This window comes from Pseudomonas sp., assembly GCF_028293835.1.
Lineage (GTDB): Bacteria > Pseudomonadota > Gammaproteobacteria > Pseudomonadales > Pseudomonadaceae > Aquipseudomonas.
The window spans coordinates 1-20687 of the sequence record NZ_JAQGNX010000183.1 but is presented as its reverse complement, the minus strand read 5'-3'; the positions used below and the strand labels follow the sequence as shown (position 1 = coordinate 20687).

The following is a 20687-nucleotide window of genomic DNA, read 5'->3' as shown; positions in this document are numbered from 1 at the left end:
AACGTGCCCTTCCCGAATTCATTCGGGAAATGGGCGGCGCAGATTGACGCTATCTCACAGGTGCAGCGCATGGCCCAGCGCTCGTAATGCAGCTTCGTGTACGGCTTCGCCCAAGGTCGGGTGGGCGTGGATGGTGCCGGCGATGTCTTCCAGGCGCGCGCCCATTTCCAGGGATTGGGCGAACGCCGTGGATAACTCCGAAACGCCCGCCCCCACTGCCTGCCATCCCACAATCAGGTGGTTATCACGCCGCGCCACGACCCGCACAAAGCCGCTTTTTGACTCCAGGGTCATTGCCCGCCCGTTGGCCGCGAAGGGGAAACTCGCGACCAGACAATCCAGGCCCAACACGTGAGCCTCTTCCGGCGTTTTGCCGACCACCACTAACTCCGGGTCGGTAAAACACACCGCCGCAATGGCCACCGGGGCGAACTCCCGGGCTTTGCCGGCGATCAATTCCGCGACCATTTCGCCTTGGGCCATGGCTCGGTGGGCCAACATTGGCTCGCCAGCCAAATCGCCGATGGCCCAGACATTGCGCATGCTGGTCTGGCAGCGTTCGTCGATTTTCACCGCCGCGCCGTTCATGTCCAGGGCTAGCGCTTCAAGGTTCCAGCCCTGGCTGTTGGGTTTGCGCCCCACCGCTACCAATACTTGATCAGCGCTCAAGGCCAGGCGCTGGCCTTGGGGATCACGCACCTGCAGGGTCTTGGTTTCAGAATCAAAGCCTTCAACGTTGTGTTGCAGGTACAGCTTCACGCCCAAATGCTTCAAGGTGTCGGCAATTGGCTGCGTCAGCTCTTGATCGTAGGCCGGCAAGATTCGGTCACGGGCTTCGACCACACTGACTTCGGCACCTAGTTTGCGATAGGCGATGCCTAATTCCAGACCGATATAACCGGCGCCCACCACGATCAGATGCTGGGGAATCGAATCCGGCGTCAGCGCTTCGGTGGATGAAATAATCGGCCCACCCAAGGGCAGAATGGGCAAGTTTACCGACGTCGAACCCGTGGCCAGCAGCAAGTGTTCACACTGAATATGCAGGCCGTCCACTTCAACGGTTTTACCGTCAATAATCCGCGCCCAGCCGTGAATCACCTGCACTTTGTTTTTCTTCAATAACGCCGCAACGCCGGTGGTCAGGCGGTCAACAATGCCGTTCTTCCAGTTCACGCTCTGGGCAATGTCCAAGGTCGCCGATGGCACGCTGATGCCCAACGCTGAATGTTTGCTGAAGCCATTGGTTTGGTGAAACTGCTCGGCAACATGAATCAACGCCTTGGACGGAATACAGCCGACGTTCAAACAGGTGCCGCCCAACGCCTGGCCTTCCACCAGAACCGTCGGAATGCCCAGTTGACCGGCGCGAATCGCCGCAACGTAACCGCCTGGACCGCCGCCGATGATCAGCAATGTAGTGTTCAAAGTCTGCATGCTCACTCCAGAAACAGCGTGGCGGATTGTTCGAGCAAGCCGCGAATGGCCTGGATGAATTGCGCCGCGTCCATGCCATCGACCACCCGGTGATCGAACGAGCTGGAGAGGTTCATCATCTTCCGAATGACGATCTGGCCGTTGATCACCATCGGCCGCTCAACGATGCGATTGACGCCGACGATGGCCACTTCCGGCAGGTTCAACACTGGCGTGCTGACGATCCCGCCCAACGCGCCGAGGCTGGTCAGGGTGATGGTAGAACCGGACATTTCATCGCGGCTGGCTTTGCCGGTACGCGCGGCGGTGGCCAGTCGCGAGATTTCCTCGGCAGTGGCCCACAGGCTGCGGGTTTCAGCGTGGCGCACCACTGGCACCATCAAACCGTTGTCGCTTTGGGTGGCGATGCCGACATGCACTGCGCCGTGGCGAGTAATGATTTGTGCCTCGTCGTCGTAGCGGGCATTGATCTGCGGGAAGTCACGCAACGCCACGACCATCGCCCGCACCAGGAACGGCAGCAGCGTCAGCTTGCCGCGACTGGCGCCCCACTTATGGTTAAGGTGCACGCGCAACTCTTCCAGCGCAGTGACGTCGATTTCTTCCACATAGCTGAAATGCGCGGCACGCTGGGTGGCGTCCTGCATACGCTGGGCAATTTTGCGACGTAAACCAATGACCGGGATCTGCTTCTCATCGGTGCGCTGGCCGTACGCAGCGGCCGGTGCCGGAGCGGATTGCGGGCTGTGTTCGCGCTGTTCAATATAGGCGTCAAGGTCTTCGTGGCGGATATTTCCGGCAGGACCCCGACCTTGCACCAAACGCAAGGCAATACCCAGATCCAGCGCGCGTTTGCGCACGGCTGGGGATGCCAGTGGACGTTCGTCAGCTTCACGTGGGATATGCGCTTGCACCGAGGAGTTAGCCTGCGCAACGGCTGGCTTCGGTGCGTCCTCAACATTGACCTTCGCCTGACCAGCGGGCGCGGTAGCCCTGGCCTGCGCAGGTTCGGGCTCAGGCTGAGGCTCAGGCTTAGCGACAACCGCCGACTCCCTGTGATTGCCCTCGCCCTCCACTTCAATCCGGATCAGCTCGCTGCCCACGGCCATGACTTCGCCGGGCTGTCCGCCCAGGGCGATAACAATGCCAGACACCGGCGACGGAATATCCACCGTGGCCTTGTCGGTCATCACGTCGGCCACCACCTGATCTTCAATCACCCGGTCGCCAACTTTGACGAACCATTCGACCAATTCCACTTGTGCGATGCCTTCACCAATGTCCGGCATTTTAATAACGTGCGTGCCCATTCAGACCTCCATAACCCGTTTCAAGGCCGCACCCACCCGGGCGGGACCAGGGAAATACGCCCACTCTTGCGCATGGGGATACGGTGTATCCCAACCAGTAACGCGCTCAATGGGTGATTCCAGGTAGTGGAAGCAATGCTCTTGAATCAACGCCACCAACTCGGCGCCAAACCCACAGGTACGCGTGGCTTCATGCACCACCACACAGCGGCGGGTTTTCTTGACTGAGTTGACGATGGTTTCCAGGTCCAGCGGCCACAGGCTGCGCAGGTCGATGACTTCGGCGTCGACGCCGGTTTCTTCCGCAGCGACTTGCGACACATACACCGTGGTTCCGTACGTCAGCACGGTAACGTCGTTGCCGGGACGGGCAATCGCCGCCACGTCCAGCGGCACTTTGTAATAACCGTCAGGCACAGCGCTGGCTGGGTGTTTCGACCATGGCGTCACCGGACGGTCGTGATGACCGTCGAATGGGCCGTTGTACAGGCGTTTCGGTTCAAGAAAGATCACCGGGTCATCGCATTCGATGGAAGCGATTAACAGCCCTTTGGCGTCATAGGGATTGGACGGCATGACCGTGCGCAAACCACAGACCTGGGTAAACATCGCTTCGATGCTCTGGCTGTGGGTCTGGCCGCCGTAGATTCCGCCACCGCAGGGCATGCGCAGGGTCATGGGGGCAGTGAACTCGCCCGCCGAGCGATAGCGCAAGCGTGCGGCTTCGGAAATGATCTGATCCGACGCGGGGTAAACGTAATCGGCGAACTGAATCTCCACCACAGGTCGCAGACCGTAGGCGCCCATCCCCACCGCGACGCCGACGATCCCGCTTTCGGAGATCGGCGCGTCAAACACCCGGGAAGTGCCGTATTTGTTTTGCAGCCCTTCGGTACATCGAAAAACCCCGCCGAAGTAGCCTACGTCCTGACCGAATACCACCACGTCGTTGTCGCGTTCGAGCATCACGTCCATGGCCGAGCGCAGCGCCTGGATCATGGTCATGTTGGTGGTGGTCATGGCGGTGTCCAACTGGATGTCGTTGTTAAGATCGTTCATGTCAAATCCCCAGTTCCTGACGTTGGCGACGGAGGTGTTCGGGCATCTCTTTATAAACGTCGTCGAACATCGTCGCGGCGCTAGGCGTTTGCCCGCCCGCCAGGGTGCCGTAGCGCTCGGCCTCTTTTTGCGCGGCAATAATCTCGGCTTCGAGCTCAGCGCTAGTGGCGGCGTGCTCTTCCTCAGACCATTGGCCGATATGAATCAAATGCTGCTTCAAGCGCAGGATCGGGTCGCCCAACGGGAAATGACTCCAGTCATCGGCCGGGCGGTATTTGGACGGGTCATCGGAGGTCGAATGCGGACCGGCACGGTAGGTCACCCACTCAATCAACGTCGGCCCCAAGTTGCGCCGCGCACGTTCGGCAGCCCATGCGGACGCCGCGTATACCGCGACAAAATCGTTGCCATCGACGCGCAATGACGCAATACCGCAGCCGACGCCACGGCCGGCAAAGGTCGTAGCCTCGCCGCCTGCAATCGCCTGGAACGTGGAGATTGCCCATTGATTGTTGACCACGTTAAGAATCACCGGCGCGCGGTAAACGTGGGCAAATGTGAGAGCGGTGTGGAAATCGGATTCAGCGGTGGCGCCGTCGCCGATCCAGCCCGACGCGATTTTGTTGTCGCCTTTGATCGCCGAGGCCATGCCCCAGCCCACCGCCTGCACAAATTGGGTGGCGAGATTGCCGGAAATGGTGAAGAAGCCAAAGTCACGCACTGAGTACATGATGGGTAACTGACGGCCTTTGAGCGGGTCGCGTTCGTTGGACAGCAGTTGGCAGATCAGGTCCACCAACGGCACCTCGCGGGCCATTAAAATACTTTGCTGGCGGTAGGTCGGGAAGCACATGTCGGTGACGTTCAAGGCCAGGGCCTGGGCGCTGCCGATGGCTTCTTCGCCGAGACTTTGCATGTAGAACGACATTTTTTTCTGACGCTGGGCGACCACCATGCGGTTGTCGAAGATTCGCGTCTTGAGCATGGCGCGCATGCCTCTGCGCAGAACCTCGACGGGCACGCCTTCAGCCCATGGTCCAAGTGCTTGACCCTGATCGTCAAGGACGCGGATCAACCCTTTGGCGAGGTCGGCGGTGTCAGCGGGTTCGACATCGACGGGCGGCTTGCGCACCACGCCGGCGCCGGTCAATCGCAGGTAGGAAAAATCGGTTTTACAGCCTGGACGGCCGGAAGGTTCAGGAACGTGCAGGCGCAGGGGTTCGTATTCGTTCATGGCTATTCTCTACGCTCGCTCTTGTCATATATTTTTTATTGGGCGTTAGGTTGGGCGTTGGAGCGGTATCAATGTGTTGGACAAACCTTGGTGTCTCTTGTCCTACACAAATCATATTCCTGAGCGTGGAGAATATTTTTCTCATGTTGGTTGCGCGAAAGGTCATTTAGGGACAATTATTCCTCATAACTAAAACAAACAGGCGTATTTGTCTCATGCGGAAGCTGGATCGGACTGATATAGGGATTCTCAACAGCCTTCAGGAGAATGCCCGCATCACCAATGCGGACCTGGCACGCTCGGTCAATCTTTCCCCTACCCCGTGTTTCAACCGGGTCAAGGCCATGGAAGAACTGGGGCTGATTCGCCAACAAGTCACCTTGCTCGACCCCGAATTGCTGGGATTGCACGTCAATGTGTTCATCCATGTCAGCCTAGAAAAGCAGATTGAAGAAGCCCTGCATGTGTTCGAGGCCGCCATCGCCGACCGCCCCGAAGTCATGGAGTGCTATTTGATGGCGGGCGATCCGGATTACCTGTTGCGGGTGCTGGTGCCGACTATTCAATCCTTAGAGCGGTTCCTGCTGGACTTCCTGACCAAAGTGCCGGGCGTGGCGAACATTCGTTCGAGCTTTGCATTGAAACAGGTGCGTTATAAAACTGCGCTGCCGCTGCCCGCCAATGGTTTAACGCTTGGTAACTAGGTCCGATTGAACCGATGAAATACTCCCGACTTTCACGACTTCCGTGGCTGCTGCGCAAATTGCTGCGACCCCTGCTGGACCCCTATCGCCGTTACCGGCATGCCCGAGTAATTCACTCGGTACGCGTGTCGCTGGGCTTGCTGGCGTCGATTTTGCTGACTACTGGCATCAACCTTCCCCACGGCGAATGGGCTTCGATCACCATGCTGGTGGTGATTGGCGGCCTGCAGCACCACGGCAATATCGGCAAAAAAGCCGCGGAACGGGCATACGGCACGCTGATCGGGGCCGCAGTCGGGCTGTTGTTTATTGCCCAGTTCGCGTTTTTCGGCAGCCAGATTCTCACCTACCTGGGCATCTCGGTGGTGTGCGGATTTTTTGCCTATCACGCGATTGGCAAAGGCGGTTACACGGCGCTGCTGTCGGCCATTACCGTGTTCATTGTGGCTGGCCATGGCGACAATCCTGTGGCCGATGGCCTGTGGCGAACGGTGGATATTTTGATCGGCATCGTGCTGGCCCTGGCGTTTTCATTCGCCTTGCCGCTGTACGCGGTGTTTTCCTGGCGCTACAACCTGGCGAGTGCCTTGCGTGATTGCGCGGCGATCCATAGCCGCATCATTAACGGCCAATCGGTGACCGATGACGAGTACCTGAAGCTGATGAACCGTTTGAACAGCGCCATGGTGCAACTACGGTCGTTGATGCCGTCGGTGTCCAAGGAAGTGAAGATTTCGGCCAATCAACTGGATGCAATCCAGCGCAACCTGCGGATGTGCATCAGCACCTTGGAGATTCTCGCCAACACCCGACCTGCCGCTACCGAGGAGCAGGCCATGGCCTCGCTGCAACATTCACTGAAAGCAGAAAACCGTCAGATACGCGTCCAGTTGGTGGGCATGGCCCGCGCCCTGCAAACCGGTAATGCCGAGCGGCTCGAACGTCCGGTGACGGGCGTGGACAAAGAACCTATGACCCACACCCCGGTGTACTCGGCGCTGGACGGCTATCGGCTGTTGACCCTGCAATTGGCCGCCAACATCGATGACATGCGCCAACGCCTGGCCAAGGTTTCCAGGCAATGGAAGATTTGATTCGCACGCGTAGTCAGGCAGTGCTGGACAGATCCCGCGCTGCGTTGGAAAGTAAATCGTAATTTTTCGTTACGGATTCATTAGGGGATAGCGCCATGATCACCGACAACGTTCTCGATAACCTGTTTCCCACCGCTGCCGACATTCCGGAAGCTTATCGCCTCAACGGTCAAATCGAACAGCGCGAGTACTTGGTGGATGGCGTGCTGCAGATCTGGCCAGGACCGCTGGCACCCGTGCACAGCCCGGTTCACCTGAGCACCGACCACGGTGACGAACAGATTATGCTCGGCAGCACGCCGTTGCTGGATGCCGCCACTGCATTGACTGCCCTGGATGCCGCCGTCCACGCCTACGACAGAGGCCAGGGCGTTTGGCCGACCATGCGCGTCGCCGAACGTATTCAGCACGTCGAAGCCTTCCTGTTGCGCATGCGGGAGCAACGTACGGCGGTGGTTAACTTACTGATGTGGGAAATCGGTAAAACCCTAAAGGATTCCGAGAAAGAGTTCGACCGCACTTGCGATTACATTGTCGAAACCATCACTGCCCTCAAGGAACTGGATCGTCGCTCCAGCCGTTTCGAGCTGGAACAGGACACCTTGGGCCAGATTCGCCGCGTGCCCATGGGCGTGGCGTTGTGCATGGGCCCTTATAACTATCCGCTGAACGAAACCTTCACCACCCTGATTCCGGCGTTGATAATGGGTAACACGGTTGTGTTCAAGCCAGCGAAATTGGGCGTACTGCTGATTCGCCCTCTACTCGAAGCGTTCCGCGACAGCTTCCCCGCCGGTGTAATCAACGTTATCTACGGCAGCGGGCGGGAAACCGTCAGCGCCCTGATGGCCAGTGGCAAGGTGGATATCTTTGCCTTTATCGGCACCAACAAAGCCGCCAGCGCCTTGAAAAGGCTGCACCCGAAACCACACCGTTTGCGTGCCGCGTTAGGCCTGGACGCGAAAAACCCAGGCATCGTGCTGCCCAGCGTTGACCTGGACAACGCCGTCAGCGAGTGCCTGACCGGCTCGTTGTCGTTCAACGGCCAACGCTGCACCGCACTGAAAATTCTGTTCGTCCACGAAGACGTGGTCGACAGCTTCATCGAAAAATTCAATCGCAAGCTTGAGACACTCAAACCCGGCATGCCGTGGGAGCCAGGCGTTTCCCTGACCCCGCTGCCAGAACTGGGCAAGACCGACTATTTGAGCTCGCTGGTGGCAGACGCCATCAGCAAAGGCGCGAAAGTGGTCAACGCCAAAGGCGGCGAGATTCGTAGTTCATTCTTCTACCCGGCGGTGCTGTACCCGGTCACCACCGACATGCGTGTCTACGCCGAAGAACAATTTGGCCCGGTGATACCCATTGTCCCCTACCGCAATCTGGACGCGGTTATTGATTACGTGCTCGAGTCCGACTTCGGTCAGCAACTGAGTATCTTCGGCAACGACTCCGCCGAAGTCGGGCGCCTGGTTGATACGTTCGCCAACCAGGTAGGGCGCATCAATATCAACGCCCAATGCCAACGCGGCCCGGACACTTTCCCGTTCAACGGCCGCAAAAACTCAGCCGAAGGAACGTTATCGGTACACGATGCGTTACGAGTGTTCTCGATTCGGACACTGGTCGCGACCAAGTTTCAGGACGGCAACAAAGCGCTGATTAGCGAGATTATTCATAACCACGAATCCAATTTCCTGACCACTGACTATATTTTCTGATCGCTTTGACATCGATACATCCGAGCGCACTCGCAACAGGGTGCGCTGATTGGAGGTAATCACGGCCCGACGTTGGCGTTTCAGCCAGCGCTGGCTTGGGTGGCGTTCAATCTCATCTCCCTTAGGGTAAAACAGCGGGCAGAGATATAGCTGGCCTGGTTTTCCTTTGCAGGAATTTTTACTTTTTTACCTGTTCACCCTTTCAGCCCGGAACCCACATGCTCAGTTACACAGGCGGACTCATCCTTTTTGCCGCCCTGCTCCACGCGAGCTGGAACGCTATGCTGCATGGCAACTCCGATCGGTTCTTGTCCATGACGTGGATGAGCATTGTGATCGCGGCAGTCGCTACGCTTGTCATCTTCTTCACACCGTGGCCGGCGAACGCAGCCTGGCCGTACATCATCGCATCGGGGCTGGTGCATATCGTCTACAACATGAGCCTCGTTTGGGCATACCGCCGCAGCGATCTGGGGGAGGCGTATCCGATTGCGCGAGGTTCGTCTCCGCTGCTGGTCACCCTCGGCGCGGCACTTTTCGCCCATGAGGTGATCGGCCCGCTGCATGCTTTGGGGATTGTGATGATCTCGAGCGGCATCATCGCGCTCGCGTTGCAGGGCCGTCGGCTGACGGGCGGGGGCGTGCTGGCCGCGTTGACCACCGGCGCGACAATTGCTCTGTATACCGTGATCGACGGGATGGGTGTGCGGTTATCCGGCGACCAGGCCCTCGCCTACACCGCATGGATGTTCCTGTTTTATTGGCTGATGCCGGTGCTGTTCGTCGCAATGCGTGGGCTCGCCGCGCTGTGGATACCAGTGCGCACGGCACCGGCCGTAGTCGGCTCGTCACTTGTCGGCGGGCTGGTGTCTATCGCAGCGTATGGCATCGTGATCTGGGCGTTGCAAGCCGGCGCGATGGGCGCGGTGTCGGCACTACGCGAGACCAGCGTGGTGTTTGCGGTACTGATCGGGCGAGTGTTTCTGGGGGAGTCGGTCAGCGGAAAACGCTGGCTCGCTTGCGTGATCGTCGCGGCCGGGGCGATGTGTCTGGGGCTCTGACCCGGCGCGGTTTCGACTGCCCATCAGGGCAGGTAAATAAGGAATTTGGCCCCTCCCAACTTGCCACCGTTAGCGAGTTCGATGTGCCCGCGCACGCCGCTACGCTCGTGTCGTTCGGCAATGCGCGCAGCGAAATAGAGGCCCAGGCCGGTACTTCCGCTGTTTTGATTGATGCCTTGCACAAAGTCTGATTGACGCTCAAGCATCTGCTCGGGGTACCCTGGCCCGTCGTCATTTATCGTCAATACGAGCTGCCCCGCTTCTTTGTGAGCGCTGATCAATAGAGCGTGGCGCGCATAGCGGATAGCGTTGATGATGATGTTTGCCACCACCGAACCGATCAAATCACGGTCAAAAAAGCCAAGCTCATTAAACCCGTCGACTTCATAGGTCGCGACCAGGCCATGACTGTGCAAGACGTCCTGGTGGAAGGCCAACAGCGCGCCAATAAAATCATCCAGGTCTTGATAATCGGGGCGTAGCGGTAACTGATTGACGCCGAGTTTGTATAACCCGAGCAGTTGCACCAGCATTCCGTTGAGGTGGGCAAATTCATATTCGATGGCCCCGTGCTCGGGAATGCCTTGCTGGGCTGCGGGCAGTTGCGTCAGCCACTGGTTATGAGCATTCATCAACGTCGACAGGGAATTTTTCATGTCATGTACGACGGAGGCGATCACCATGGAGAAGTCTAACCCCTCATCGTTATCCTTCATGCGCCAAACGCCCGGACTTGCAATTTTTTATAACGCTCAAAGCGAGGATCGGTGTCAGGCATCAGGCCGATCATTTCCAGGCAAACTCGACATTCTTCAAGGCCCGCAGCGCTTGGCGGCGCACCCTTCACATAAAGCAACGCTTGCACCAGGTTCAGCGCGATACTGATGTTCTTCGATTGCAACGCCAATGCACTGCGGAAGAAGCCCTGCGCTTCGGCAAGATTACCGGCCTTGTAGCTACGGACACCCTGAAGGTTGAGATCGGCAGCGGCCTTGCCCGCCCCGAGGATAACCGGATCATCGGTCAGGAGGGCGATGCTTTGCATGATAGCCGGGTCGTCACCGTATATTTCTACGCAACTTTTCAGCAGCCCGGCGCCAGCCTCTTCTTGGCCTAACTGCTGGAGCTGAGTCGCAACCAATAGCGCCGCGTCAGAACCCAGAAAATTATCCATGCTCTGAAGAAGGGCCAATGACTGCGCAGTCAATTTCGCCGCAGCTTCCGGGTCCGAGTGCTTCAAGCTGGTTGCTTTCATCAAGCCAGTGCGCAATTGCAGCCCTTGATCGTTTGCATACTCCTTGGTGACATCGCCCAATGTCTGGTTGATCTCCACCCGGGAGCGCGCATCCAGTCCGTTGTCGCCATTCTTGCTGATTAATGCGTGCGCCAGGCCCAGGTTGCTCTCTGGGTCCTTGAAGCGAGAATACTTGCCTTGAGACACTGCGTGGCGATAGGCCTTAGAGGCACTTTCAAAATCGTCGTTACCCAACGCCAGCTTGCCGAGCAATCTTTGCCGACGTACCGCTAACGGCGATAGTCGTACAGCAGCTTCGAGCACGCTTTGAGCGCGCTTGACCTCTCCACGAACTACCAATACATCGGCCAGGCCATCATAAAGTGTCGGAATCATCGGGAAGGCCACGATTGCCCGCTCATAAACGGTCTGCGCCTCACTGGCCTTACCCGTTTTGAGCAACAAGGTGCCCAGCGCGGCGTAAGCCCAAGGTGTAGCGCGGTCAGCCAAAATTGTCTTGAGCAAGCTTTCCAGCTCATCAAGCTGATTCAGATCGCGCAGGGCATAGGCCTTGTAACGTAAGCACAGAGGCGCGTAGCGCTCATCTTTTTTGGCCAGGCTGGCGCAGGCGGCTAACACTTCAGCAGGCTTATTGCGGTCAAGCGCTTGTAGAATCGGCTTGAGCAAGGTTTTGCGCTGCACGAGCTTTTCCAGACGTTGGGCCAAACCGGCGCGGTTGAACGGTTTGGTCAAGTAGGCATCTGGCTCCCACTCCAGGGCACTCATTACCATGGCCTGGCTATTTTCGGCAGTGACCATGATGAAAATGGATTCATGGCTCGTCAGCTTGTCGACCATCAGGTCTTCAAGCACCTGCTGGCCATTTTTCTTACCGTCACCAAAATTGAAATCATGCAGGATAACGTCGTAGCGCTTCAGCGCACACATGGCCAGTGCCTGCTCACCCGTATCGGCGGTATCGACGATCATCGCACCGAGTTCGCGCAGCATGGACCTGACCGAGCTACGAAAGTCGGAAAAATCATCGGCGATGAGAAAGCTTGTTTTGGTGTACACCAGCATGGAGATTCCAGTCATGGAGGTAATAGGGGTAGCCCAGGCAAATATCCATGCAAGGCCGAATTCAGCGCCGCTGAACCCCCACTATCGCTCTATCGCGCCAGCGGGCACTCAGTCATATGATGCTTTTACCGCATTTGTAAGAAAAAGACAGCACCGCGGTACGCGCGGCATCGCTTTACTGAGCGTCTTTCAAATAATCCCCGAGCGCGGTTAACGGAGCATCAAGCGCCTCCATCGTTTCAACGCGACCGAATTCGCTCGAAAGTTTATGAAGCTCCTTACCCAGCGGCGTGTTGGCACCGCCTAAAGCGTCTAGCGCCAATTCAAGACACTCGTCCATTTTAAGCTGAATAGCCTTGACATCGCCTCTGCGAACCAACAAGCCGAAAACGTCTTTCTGGTAATCATCCATCACCGCGTCTTTGCGCCGAATCGGACTTCCACCCTCCTCCTCATAAGCCAGTTTGAGGAAAAAAAGGGCAACGGTTTCCAGTGATGATTCCAACGGATGAATCCTTGTAGGGGGTTGACTGGCGCGGTCCATGGCGACCAATCGATAGGTGCAGTACGCCAAGCCTGTCAGGGTAACCATGCCAACAAGTGAATCTATATCTGTATCGGCCTGTGCAAAGAAAACAAAAGCATTTTTCAGGCATTACGGCGATTCACGCAATAAAACGGCCGCCGACGTTATCGCAATGCCACACGTATATTAAACGCCAGAACTGAAAACGGGGAGCCTCTGTTAAGAAGTCTCCCCATTTTGATGCCCGCGCCGCTGTCAGCACTTAAGCTGACGGTCCAATCCGCCAGAGCGGGGACAAATATTCCAGCGAACTTTGGTAATGCCCTGACCCTCTGCCGTTGTGATTGCCACCGTTAGAAAACGAGCGACCGGAAGTATCTGCTGCGGCAGTCCGCATTCGATTGCAGCCAGGATCCACGCATCGAAATCCGTCATCTGCTCAGCGTGATGAAGAATAACTTTCTTCACCCCATGATGCAGGTAGTGAATTTCGTAAACCTTCAAGCCGTCCATTGCCAGCTCCGAATCGTCATTCAGTGTTGGTGATGAGGTCACCGTTATACTACCTCTTCGACCATTCAACACTGGCTATCCCGCGAAGTTCGGCTTGGGGCACGCTGAGCTTGGGTACTTGGTCTGAGCGGTATTTGGGGATCTGGGCGATACCCGCATCTACCGTCGCCCAATGCCACGCCTCGGCTTTGTCCATGTGCGGGGCACTAATGTAAAACGTCTTGTAGCTACCGTTTAGCAGGTAATCAATTCGATAGTGTGCGTGCTGGGCCATAGGTCAGTCCGTACGTTGTTAGCGATCAACAAATGATTCCTACGGCGAGCAAAAATTCCTTTTTTTCGCCGCTACCATTTGCTCCCCCCGAATATCGACTAAGCGCCTTGACCTAGAGCGGCTTCTCTTCATTGGCCGTTATGCAAAAACCGAGTTCAATCGGCCCTTTATTCTAGACAGGCATATGTTTTATGCCTGCGACCGGCGTTCTCGGCATCTGCGACGGAGGGGACACTCTCAGGCCTCACCAAGGGGCAAGCGACTCAACACACCGCCTGCCCTCCTTCGCATCCTTCCGAGAGTACTCTTCATGAACCGGCTTAAAGGCAAAATTGCAGTCATCACCGGTGGTAGCAGCGGCATTGGCCTCGCAACCGCTCAACGTTTCGTGAACGAAGGCGCATACGTCTTTATCACTGGCCGTCGCCAGGCAGAACTGGACAAAGCGGTAGCCCTCATTGGTCAAAACGTCACAGCGGTTCAGGGTGATGTGTCCAGTCAAGAAGATTTGGACCGGCTGTATGCGGTGGTACAAACCGAAAAAGGCGCCATTGACATACTGTTCGCCAACTCCGGCATCGTCGACTCCATAGGCATCGACGAGATCAGCGCTGAACACTACGACAAGACTTTCGACGTTAATGTCAAAGGCCTGTTGTTTACCGTACAGAAAGCCCTTCCGCTGATGCGCAACGGTGGGTCGATCATCTTGACTGCGTCAATCGCCTCAACCAAAGGCATTCCCGGTTACAGCACCTACAGCGCGACCAAAGCCGCCGTACGTTCATTCGCCCGCACCTGGACCCTGGAACTCAAAGATCGCGGCATTCGCGTCAATACGCTTAGCCCTGGCCCCGTCGATACCCCGATCATGGAAAGCCAGGCCAGCACCCGGGCCGAAGCTGATCAGTTGAAAGCCAGGTTCGCTCAGGCCATTCCGCTGGGTCGTTTGGGTCGCCCGGATGAATTGGCCTCGGCGGCACTGTTCCTGGCCTCCGACGAAAGCAGCTTCGTAGCCGGCATCGACTTGTGCGTTGACGGTGGCATGGCTCAGGTGTGACCCTCTGACCCGACCCGTCTGTTTCTGAACCTCATCTAGCGAGAACACTTTATGTATTTTTTGAACTTCAGTTTCACTAAAACGCCCGCCGAAGCTGCACCCGTTAGCCCCCTTCACGGCGCATGGGTAAAGAAGTACCTGGATGAGGGAATTTTCCTCATGGCGGGCGCCAAGACCAGTGGTTTGGGCGGCATGATTGTTGTCAGGAGCATCGAGAAAAAGCACCTGCGGGAGCTTTTGGCTGAAGACCCTTACCTGTTGCAAGACATTGGGGAGTATCAGATCAGCGAGATCAACATCGCGCTGACCCAGCCTGAATTCGAGGCGTTTAAAAGCCTATGATTTGAGAGGCTAAACTGCAGAAGAGGTGTCGCGCAGGCTTGTCGCCAGGGCCGAGGCAAAAGACGTCAGCATTGCGGTGCTGCTGCCCCGGCCATCCTGGACATTCAGGAGACTAACGGCTAGCGACAAACTCGTCGTAGAAAGCCCATGCGGCCAGGTTCTTATCCTTCGCTTCAATCATGACGTCGAAGCGGTCCAAAAACTTCAGCACGTATTCGTTGGTCCAACGATTCCACATTTGTGCGCTGTGACCGTATAAATCTCGTTTGGGCATCAAACCAAGCAGCCTATTCATTTCTAATTTCTGGTCGGCACTAAAACCTAATTGCTGCAGACGCTCCTGTGGCTGTGAGTAGTGCATGGTTGGCCGAACCCCTCGCCAACTTTCGATGATTCGCTGCACGCGCGGGTCATCAGGTGCAATGTAATCTTCCTCGTTGATCCAGCAGTGATGGACATCCAGTACAACCGGCGCCAAGTCAGAGAGTTGCAGACAAGCGTCGACGCCGTAAATCTTTTCCTCATTTTCAAACGTGATGCAGTTATGCGATACCGAGGATAACCGCGGCCAGATTGACCGGATACCCTCCCCGCCCAGCCGACCCGCTATATGCACATTGCATTTGAAATCCTGAAAACGGGCGCCGTAGCCCATCATTCGAATCATGTCGGCGTGGTATTCAAATTCGGCAATACTGTTTTCAACCACCGTAGGCTTGTCTGAACCCAACACGCAATATTGCCCTGGATGAAATGACAAGCGAATATCAGCCCCCCGCGCCAGCGTGCCGATGGCGCAAAAGCGCTCACCTAACCAACTTTGAATATTAGGCTCCTGGTAAAACGCGCTTACCTTCGAGTGGCTATAGAACGGCAATAAATCGCTGCTAAGCCGCAGCATACGTAATGTGGGTGGTAGCTCGGCAACATACGCAATCAAGCGCAGCTGAGCCTCAAGATTGTGTGTGACGACTTCGACCAGCTTGTCCCGAGCCAACTGCGGGGCCACACCTTCCATCCAGCGTAACGTGGTAGTACGAGGATTGAATGCGCTTTCGATCAGCTTCAACTCACCAATTGAAAGGTCGCGGAAAGAATGGCGGTACTGGCACGCAAAGCCAATTCGAGAGTGAGTCATGCCGATGGTTTTCAACCTGTACGGTGCGCGGATAAATAGCGTCTTTATTGCAAACGTAAAATAATGATTTGATGAGTTTCAAAAAATTCAGCGCAATGATGCTTGCCTGGACAAATGGTCGTCTCCGACGCAACCCCCGTCCCAACTGATGATCTATGCAACTTGAAGGCAGCAGAAAAACGACAAGGCCAACGTATCACTACGTCGGCCTTGTCGTTTGTATCGTATCCAGAGAGGCACATCACTCGATCAACCGCGACGACCGTCCAAGCTAAAACGGCCAGCACCGAAGGCGATTACTTGCAGCAAGCCACCGGTCATGGCGATGTTCTTGAAGAAATGAATGAATTGGTTCTGGTCAGCCAGGTTGTTGTGGAAGGCAAACGCAGTAGCCAGAGTGAACAGGGCCATGATGGTTGCGACAACTTTGGTGCGGTAACCAAGGACCAGCGCAATGCCGCCACCCACTTCAACCAGAATCGCCAGACCCAGTGCCACCGCTGGCAGCGGCAAGCCGACCGACTGGATGTATCCGATCATCATCGCTGGGGCGGTAATTTTCGAGAAGCCCGAGAGCAGAAAGATGGCGGCGAGGAAGATCCGCCCTACCAACGCCACACTGGCTTGGGTAGTGGATGCATCGAAACCAGTCGAGTTCGAGGTAGTAACGGCGGATTGCGACATGAGTTTTATCACCTGATTGAGTCAGCACAACCGGCATGGCTTGCTGCGATGGGGCGGATTCTGGCACTCCATAACTAATCGCAATAGCCGGTTAATTTCGACGTTTATATTCTAAATTTTGGAACATAGGGTTTTGATCGAGGTAGAGTGGCGCCTACGTTCGAAGAAACCACGTTTAAGGAACAAGCATGAGTTCCGCCCCAGGCACACCGACCCTTGACCAACTACGGGTTTTTCTGACGGTGGTCGAAGCAGGCAGTTTTGCGGGGGCTGCGCGCAAGCTGTATCGCGCCACGTCGGTGATCAGCTATTCAATTGCCAACCTGGAATCGCAATTGGGCGTGCAGTTGTTTGACCGCAAGACCACGCGCAAGCCGCAGCTCACTGTGGCCGGTCGTACGGTACTGATCGAAGCCCGTACAGTGTTCAATGGCATCGATGGGTTGCGGGCCAAGGTCAAGGGACTGGTGCAAGGACTGGAGGCCGAAGTGCATCTGGCGCTGGACGTGATGCTGCCAGCTTACCGGGTAGTGGATGCGCTCAAAGCGTTTCGCAGCGAGTTTCCCACCGTGTCCTTGCATTTACGGATCGAGGCCTTGGGGGCGGTGACTCAACTGGTACTCGACCATGATTCGACCTTGGGCGTTAGTGGCCCCTTGCACATGGGTTTTGGCGGCATCGAACGTATTGGCATTGGCGGAGTTGAGTTGATCCCGGTCGCAGCTCCCGGCCATCCTCTGGCACTGGGCAACCCAAATCCACCCGGTGCTGCACGTGAGCATGTACAACTCGTGTTGTCGGACCGTTCACCGCTGACCCGGGATAAAGAGTTCGCGGTTGTCAGTCCTCGCACGTGGAGACTGGCGGATCTGGGCGCAAAACATATGTTGCTGCGCGAGGGCATAGGCTGGGGCAACATGCCGACCCACATGGTCGAAGAAGACCTCGCCAGCGGTCGTCTGGTTCAGCTCGACCTGCCTGAGTACCGTAGCGGCCCATACAATTTCGATGTGATTTACCGCACCGACTCGCCGCCTGGGCCAGCGGCCGACTGGTTGATAGCGCGGTTTGTTGGACAGAGCAATGGCGCGCTGAAGGCCGCGAATTGCACGTAGTGCCGCCGGTTTGCGAAGGCGATCTGCCTAAGGACGCCTTACCAATCGTGCACCCAGAGTAAAAATAATGGCAACCCAACCACCAGAGATATAAATCGTTCCGAGGAGGAACAGGATGGACCGGCTGTCGGCGATGGAAACCTTCGTGTATGTAGTAGAGTCAGGGTCGTTCTCAGCGGCGGCCAGACGCCTGAAGATCGGTCAGCCTGCGGTTTCTAAAATCATCGCTCAGCTTGAAGACCGCTTGGCTGTACGACTCCTGCTGCGATCCACCCGTGGCCTCACGCCAACCGAGGCAGGTGCAGCGTTTTTTGAACGGGCCAAAAGAGCCATCGAAGAAGCCAACGAAGCAGACCTTGCGGCCCGTGGAGCGGGAACCGGACTCACAGGTACTTTACGTATCTGCGCAGCCGTCACCTTCGCTCGGCTGCACATTCTCCCTCGCCTGGGCGAGTTCCTGGACATGCACCCTGGCCTGGCCGTCGACGTGGTTCTGGACGATCACAACGTCAACCTTGTTGAAGAGGGAATAGATGTTGCGTTGCGAATGGGCACAATGACTGATTCAGGTTTGACAGCGCGTAAAATCGCCGAATGTCGTCGCATGGTTTTGGGCACGCCTGCCTACTTCGAACGCTTTGGGGAGCCAATGTCACCCGTGGAGTTGATGAACCACCAGGCGGTGATCTACTCGCAAAATGGCGGGGGAACCCACTGGCTGTTCAAACAAGGCAGCGCCGAGCAGTCGATAACGGTATCGGGACGAGTTCGCGTCACCGCGGCAGAAGGCGTACGCATCGCGGTGCTGACGAACCTTGGTCTGACGCTGTCTTCAGAATGGATGTTTGCACCGGAACTCGCTAGCGGCGAAGTCCAACAGGTACTCCAGGACTGGCAGCTCCCAGGTATGGACTTGTGGGCAGTCTTTCCGACCGGGCGTATGGCTAGCGCCAAAGCCCGAGCTTTTGTGTCGTATGTAGAGTTATTGCTAGCAAAAAATGGATCTCCAGGCGTCTGAATTAACTGACGCGCTTCCAAAAAGCCGCTACTGCCGCAGCGGCTTGACCCGACTGGCCTTAGCCACGCAGCGCTGGCAACAGCTCTGAAGGGTCTGGACGCGAGGTGTAATCCGGGTTTACTTCTGCGTAAGTGATGATGCCGTCTTGACCGATCACGAAGCGGCCTGGCATTGGCAAGGTCCAGCTTGGGTCATCATTGAACGCTGGCAGGTCGTTACCGAACGCTTTGTACAAATCGACCAGGTAGTCCGGCAGCTCAAAACGCAGGCCGAATGCAGCGGCGACCTCATTTCTGGTGTCGCTGAGGATCGGGAAAGTCAGGTGGTTTTGACGAACCGATTTTCGGCTATTGGCTTTGATCTGCGGCGAGATCGCAACCAGGCTGGCGCCCAGCGCAACGAACATAGGCAGGGCTTCTTCAAGCGCTTGCAGCTCCATGTTGCAGTATGGACACCACACGCCACGGTAGAAACTTACAACCAGTGGACCTTTGGTCAACAGTTCAGCAGAGGACACTGGGTTGCCGTCTGGATCGTTCAACGTAAAAACGGGAGCTTTGTCGCCAACTTTCAAAGCACGCTCGGCTTGGCCGGTGGCGATCAACTCCTCGGTAGCGCGTTTCATCACCACGTGAACTTCAGGCGGTGCGTTGTAAGGAGGTTTGCCGCCTACGAAGTCGGCTTTGAATGCGTCGAGCTTTGCTTGAAGAGTCATGATCGTTACCTGGATGAGTGAATGAAGTAAGTTCAATTGCCAGGTAATAATCACAGGCCGTCTGTGCCGTCGGTAGGGAGGCCACGGGCATAGCATTTATTCTTTGCAGGAATGTCAACGGCGGTACAACTGACGCTCGTCAACATCAGCGCAACCGTTAGCCAGACGACCCCAGAAGATTGTACGTGGCTACGTTGATATGGCTGCGCATTTCCCGCTCAGCCCGTGCCGAGTCGCGGTCGATAATGGCTTCGACAATTGCTTCATGCCCGCGAATGTAAACCTGCATGCTCTCAGGGCTCAACGATGACTCCTTCAATCGGCCCCAGATTTTACCAGCGCGTACCGCGTCAATGCTCTGATAGAGAGCGGTCAGTAGCCCGTTACGAGCGGCCTGCACCAGCACGCGGTGAAAGGTGGCGTCCCATTTTTCGAACGTCTCGTAAGAATCGGCATCGCGTCCCTTTTGAATCGCCTGCTGCAAAGATTCGATGTCGCTGGCGTTAGCACGTTGAGCCGCCAGTCGAGCGATCTGAGGCTCCAATATCAGGCGGGTCTCAAGTACCTCGCCCGGATAAGTCGTGGCCATATGTGAGATGAGCGGGGTATCGGCGCAGAGCGCAGCGCTGGCGCCGTAGGCGATGAAGGTCCCTCGACCGACCTGGCGGATCAATATGCCTTGGTTTTCCAACTGCGATAACTGACGACGTAGCGCTGTTCGGGCGATCCCCAAGCGCAACGCCAGATCCCTTTCCGGCGGCAACCGATCTCCGGGGGAGAAATCCTCTTCCCGGATATACGCCTGCAGGTTCGAAAATGTTTGGGCGTGGGTCATAGACTGAGTTCCATATTTCTGATGGTGCGCAGTATAAACGAAATTGGTTTTATTTTGAAAACCAATTTGACACCGGTTTGATTATTGGTTTTAACTTGTCCGGCCAACACACCTTCCTGCCCCCTACGCTTAGGGCGGTGGTGGACACCACTTCTCGCCCATTAAGCGGATCGCCATGCGACAACGACACTCCTGTCCCAAATCCTTCAAAGTCCAGGTCGTCCAAAATGTTGGCAGCCTGGTGCACCCATAGCAAGCGTTGCGCTGGGCGACGGCATCAACGCCAATCTGATGCGCAAATGGATACCGCTTTACCGCGACCTGGGCGGTAAAAACCTGCTAGCTTTCATTACTTTGACGTTAGAGCCGAACGCCCAAAGGTGTGCCGATCCCACGATTAAAATTGACGTGCCGTGCTGTCATAGACAGTTTGTCGTGAGCTGGCCTGTTAACGATCCTGAGGGTTGCGCGCGATTCGTCCGGGAACCTGTAAAATGCTCGTTCGCCTACTGCGTACGACCAAGGCGACC

The 20687-nt window shown here is 56.5% G+C and carries 21 protein-coding genes; 8 read left to right on the top strand and 13 right to left on the bottom strand.

Annotated features, from left to right (window positions below):
• Nucleotides 1–54: 54 nt before the first annotated feature.
• The 4 genes from lpdA to JWR17_RS25645 are packed head-to-tail and all read right to left on the bottom strand — an operon-like array spanning nucleotide 55 to nucleotide 5040.
• Entirely contained in the window at nucleotides 55–1437 is a 1383-nt protein-coding gene (gene lpdA, locus JWR17_RS25660; protein ID WP_299836087.1) for a dihydrolipoyl dehydrogenase, read from the bottom strand.
• Nucleotides 1438–1439: 2 nt separating this feature from the next.
• A complete protein-coding gene (locus JWR17_RS25655) occupies nucleotides 1440–2747 on the bottom strand; it encodes a dihydrolipoamide acetyltransferase family protein (protein WP_299836085.1) in 1308 nt (435 codons plus the stop codon).
• Nucleotides 2748–3806, bottom strand: coding sequence for an alpha-ketoacid dehydrogenase subunit beta (locus tag JWR17_RS25650; RefSeq protein WP_299836083.1), 1059 nt, complete (start codon nucleotides 3804–3806; stop codon nucleotides 2748–2750). It abuts the gene before it with no gap.
• Between the two features lies 1 nt (nucleotide 3807).
• Nucleotides 3808–5040, bottom strand: a complete 1233-nt coding sequence (locus JWR17_RS25645) for a 3-methyl-2-oxobutanoate dehydrogenase (2-methylpropanoyl-transferring) subunit alpha (protein WP_299836081.1) — start codon at nucleotides 5038–5040, stop codon at nucleotides 3808–3810.
• 215 nt (nucleotides 5041–5255) lie between these two features.
• Between JWR17_RS25645 and bkdR the strand changes: the two genes are divergently transcribed.
• From bkdR to JWR17_RS25625, 4 genes are all read left to right on the top strand, one after another.
• Nucleotides 5256–5744 carry a Bkd operon transcriptional regulator BkdR gene (gene bkdR / locus JWR17_RS25640; RefSeq protein ID WP_299836079.1) on the top strand — a complete coding sequence of 163 codons (489 nt, stop codon included), beginning with the start codon at nucleotides 5256–5258 and terminating at the stop codon, nucleotides 5742–5744.
• Between the two features lie 14 nt (nucleotides 5745–5758).
• Nucleotides 5759–6838 carry an FUSC family protein gene (locus JWR17_RS25635; RefSeq protein WP_299836077.1) on the top strand — a complete coding sequence of 360 codons (1080 nt, stop codon included), beginning with the start codon at nucleotides 5759–5761 and terminating at the stop codon, nucleotides 6836–6838.
• Nucleotides 6839–6933: 95 nt separating this feature from the next.
• Entirely contained in the window at nucleotides 6934–8559 is a 1626-nt protein-coding gene (locus tag JWR17_RS25630) for an NADP-dependent glyceraldehyde-3-phosphate dehydrogenase (protein ID WP_299836075.1), read from the top strand.
• 218 nt (nucleotides 8560–8777) lie between these two features.
• On the top strand, nucleotides 8778–9620 hold the full coding sequence (locus JWR17_RS25625) for a DMT family transporter (RefSeq protein WP_299836073.1): 843 nt from the start codon (nucleotides 8778–8780) through the stop codon (nucleotides 9618–9620).
• Nucleotides 9621–9643: 23 nt separating this feature from the next.
• Here the strand turns inward: JWR17_RS25625 and JWR17_RS25620 are convergent, their stop codons facing one another.
• The 5 genes from JWR17_RS25620 to JWR17_RS25600 form a co-directional block, all read right to left on the bottom strand.
• Complete coding sequence (locus JWR17_RS25620; protein WP_299836071.1) at nucleotides 9644–10336, bottom strand: HAMP domain-containing sensor histidine kinase; 693 nt, start codon at nucleotides 10334–10336, stop codon at nucleotides 9644–9646.
• Nucleotides 10333–11937, bottom strand: coding sequence for a tetratricopeptide repeat-containing response regulator (locus tag JWR17_RS25615; RefSeq protein WP_299836070.1), 1605 nt, complete (start codon nucleotides 11935–11937; stop codon nucleotides 10333–10335). The genes JWR17_RS25620 and JWR17_RS25615 overlap by 4 nt, the downstream gene beginning before the upstream one ends.
• Before the next feature lie 175 nt (nucleotides 11938–12112).
• The gene (locus JWR17_RS25610) at nucleotides 12113–12442 is read right to left on the bottom strand and encodes a hypothetical protein (protein WP_299836068.1); all 330 of its coding nucleotides are present in this window, start codon (nucleotides 12440–12442) and stop codon (nucleotides 12113–12115) included.
• Nucleotides 12443–12718: 276 nt separating this feature from the next.
• Nucleotides 12719–12976 carry a DUF6555 family protein gene (locus JWR17_RS25605; RefSeq protein WP_299836067.1) on the bottom strand — a complete coding sequence of 86 codons (258 nt, stop codon included), beginning with the start codon at nucleotides 12974–12976 and terminating at the stop codon, nucleotides 12719–12721.
• A gap of 49 nt (nucleotides 12977–13025) precedes the next feature.
• On the bottom strand, nucleotides 13026–13250 hold the full coding sequence (locus JWR17_RS25600) for a DUF6555 family protein (RefSeq protein WP_299836065.1): 225 nt from the start codon (nucleotides 13248–13250) through the stop codon (nucleotides 13026–13028).
• 310 nt (nucleotides 13251–13560) lie between these two features.
• On the opposite strand from JWR17_RS25600, the gene JWR17_RS25595 reads away from it, so the two are divergent.
• Nucleotides 13561–14310 (top strand): glucose 1-dehydrogenase, encoded by a 750-nt coding sequence (locus JWR17_RS25595; RefSeq protein WP_299836064.1) that lies wholly within the window; start codon nucleotides 13561–13563, stop codon nucleotides 14308–14310.
• Between the two features lie 51 nt (nucleotides 14311–14361).
• The gene (locus JWR17_RS25590; RefSeq protein WP_299836062.1) at nucleotides 14362–14652 is read left to right on the top strand and encodes a YciI family protein; all 291 of its coding nucleotides are present in this window, start codon (nucleotides 14362–14364) and stop codon (nucleotides 14650–14652) included.
• Nucleotides 14653–14764: 112 nt separating this feature from the next.
• On the opposite strand, the gene JWR17_RS25585 is transcribed toward JWR17_RS25590, so the two are convergent.
• Both JWR17_RS25585 and JWR17_RS25580 read right to left on the bottom strand, forming a co-directional pair.
• A complete protein-coding gene (locus JWR17_RS25585) occupies nucleotides 14765–15790 on the bottom strand; it encodes a UV damage endonuclease UvsE (RefSeq protein ID WP_299836173.1) in 1026 nt (341 codons plus the stop codon).
• Nucleotides 15791–16039: 249 nt separating this feature from the next.
• A complete protein-coding gene (locus JWR17_RS25580; RefSeq protein WP_299836061.1) occupies nucleotides 16040–16474 on the bottom strand; it encodes a DoxX family protein in 435 nt (144 codons plus the stop codon).
• Nucleotides 16475–16662: 188 nt separating this feature from the next.
• Here JWR17_RS25580 and JWR17_RS25575 point away from each other — a divergent pair, with 188 nt between their 5' ends.
• A complete protein-coding gene (locus tag JWR17_RS25575; protein WP_299836060.1) occupies nucleotides 16663–17589 on the top strand; it encodes a LysR family transcriptional regulator in 927 nt (308 codons plus the stop codon).
• Between the two features lie 115 nt (nucleotides 17590–17704).
• A complete protein-coding gene (locus tag JWR17_RS25570; RefSeq protein ID WP_299836058.1) occupies nucleotides 17705–18607 on the top strand; it encodes a LysR family transcriptional regulator in 903 nt (300 codons plus the stop codon).
• A gap of 58 nt (nucleotides 18608–18665) precedes the next feature.
• Here the strand turns inward: JWR17_RS25570 and JWR17_RS25565 are convergent, their stop codons facing one another.
• Together JWR17_RS25565 and JWR17_RS25560 are read right to left on the bottom strand one after the other, a co-directional pair.
• Entirely contained in the window at nucleotides 18666–19322 is a 657-nt protein-coding gene (locus JWR17_RS25565; protein ID WP_299836057.1) for a peroxiredoxin-like family protein, read from the bottom strand.
• 157 nt (nucleotides 19323–19479) lie between these two features.
• Nucleotides 19480–20157: a FadR/GntR family transcriptional regulator gene (locus JWR17_RS25560; RefSeq protein WP_299836055.1), complete on the bottom strand. Its 678-nt coding sequence runs from the start codon at nucleotides 20155–20157 to the stop codon at nucleotides 19480–19482.
• Nucleotides 20158–20687 lie beyond the last annotated feature (530 nt).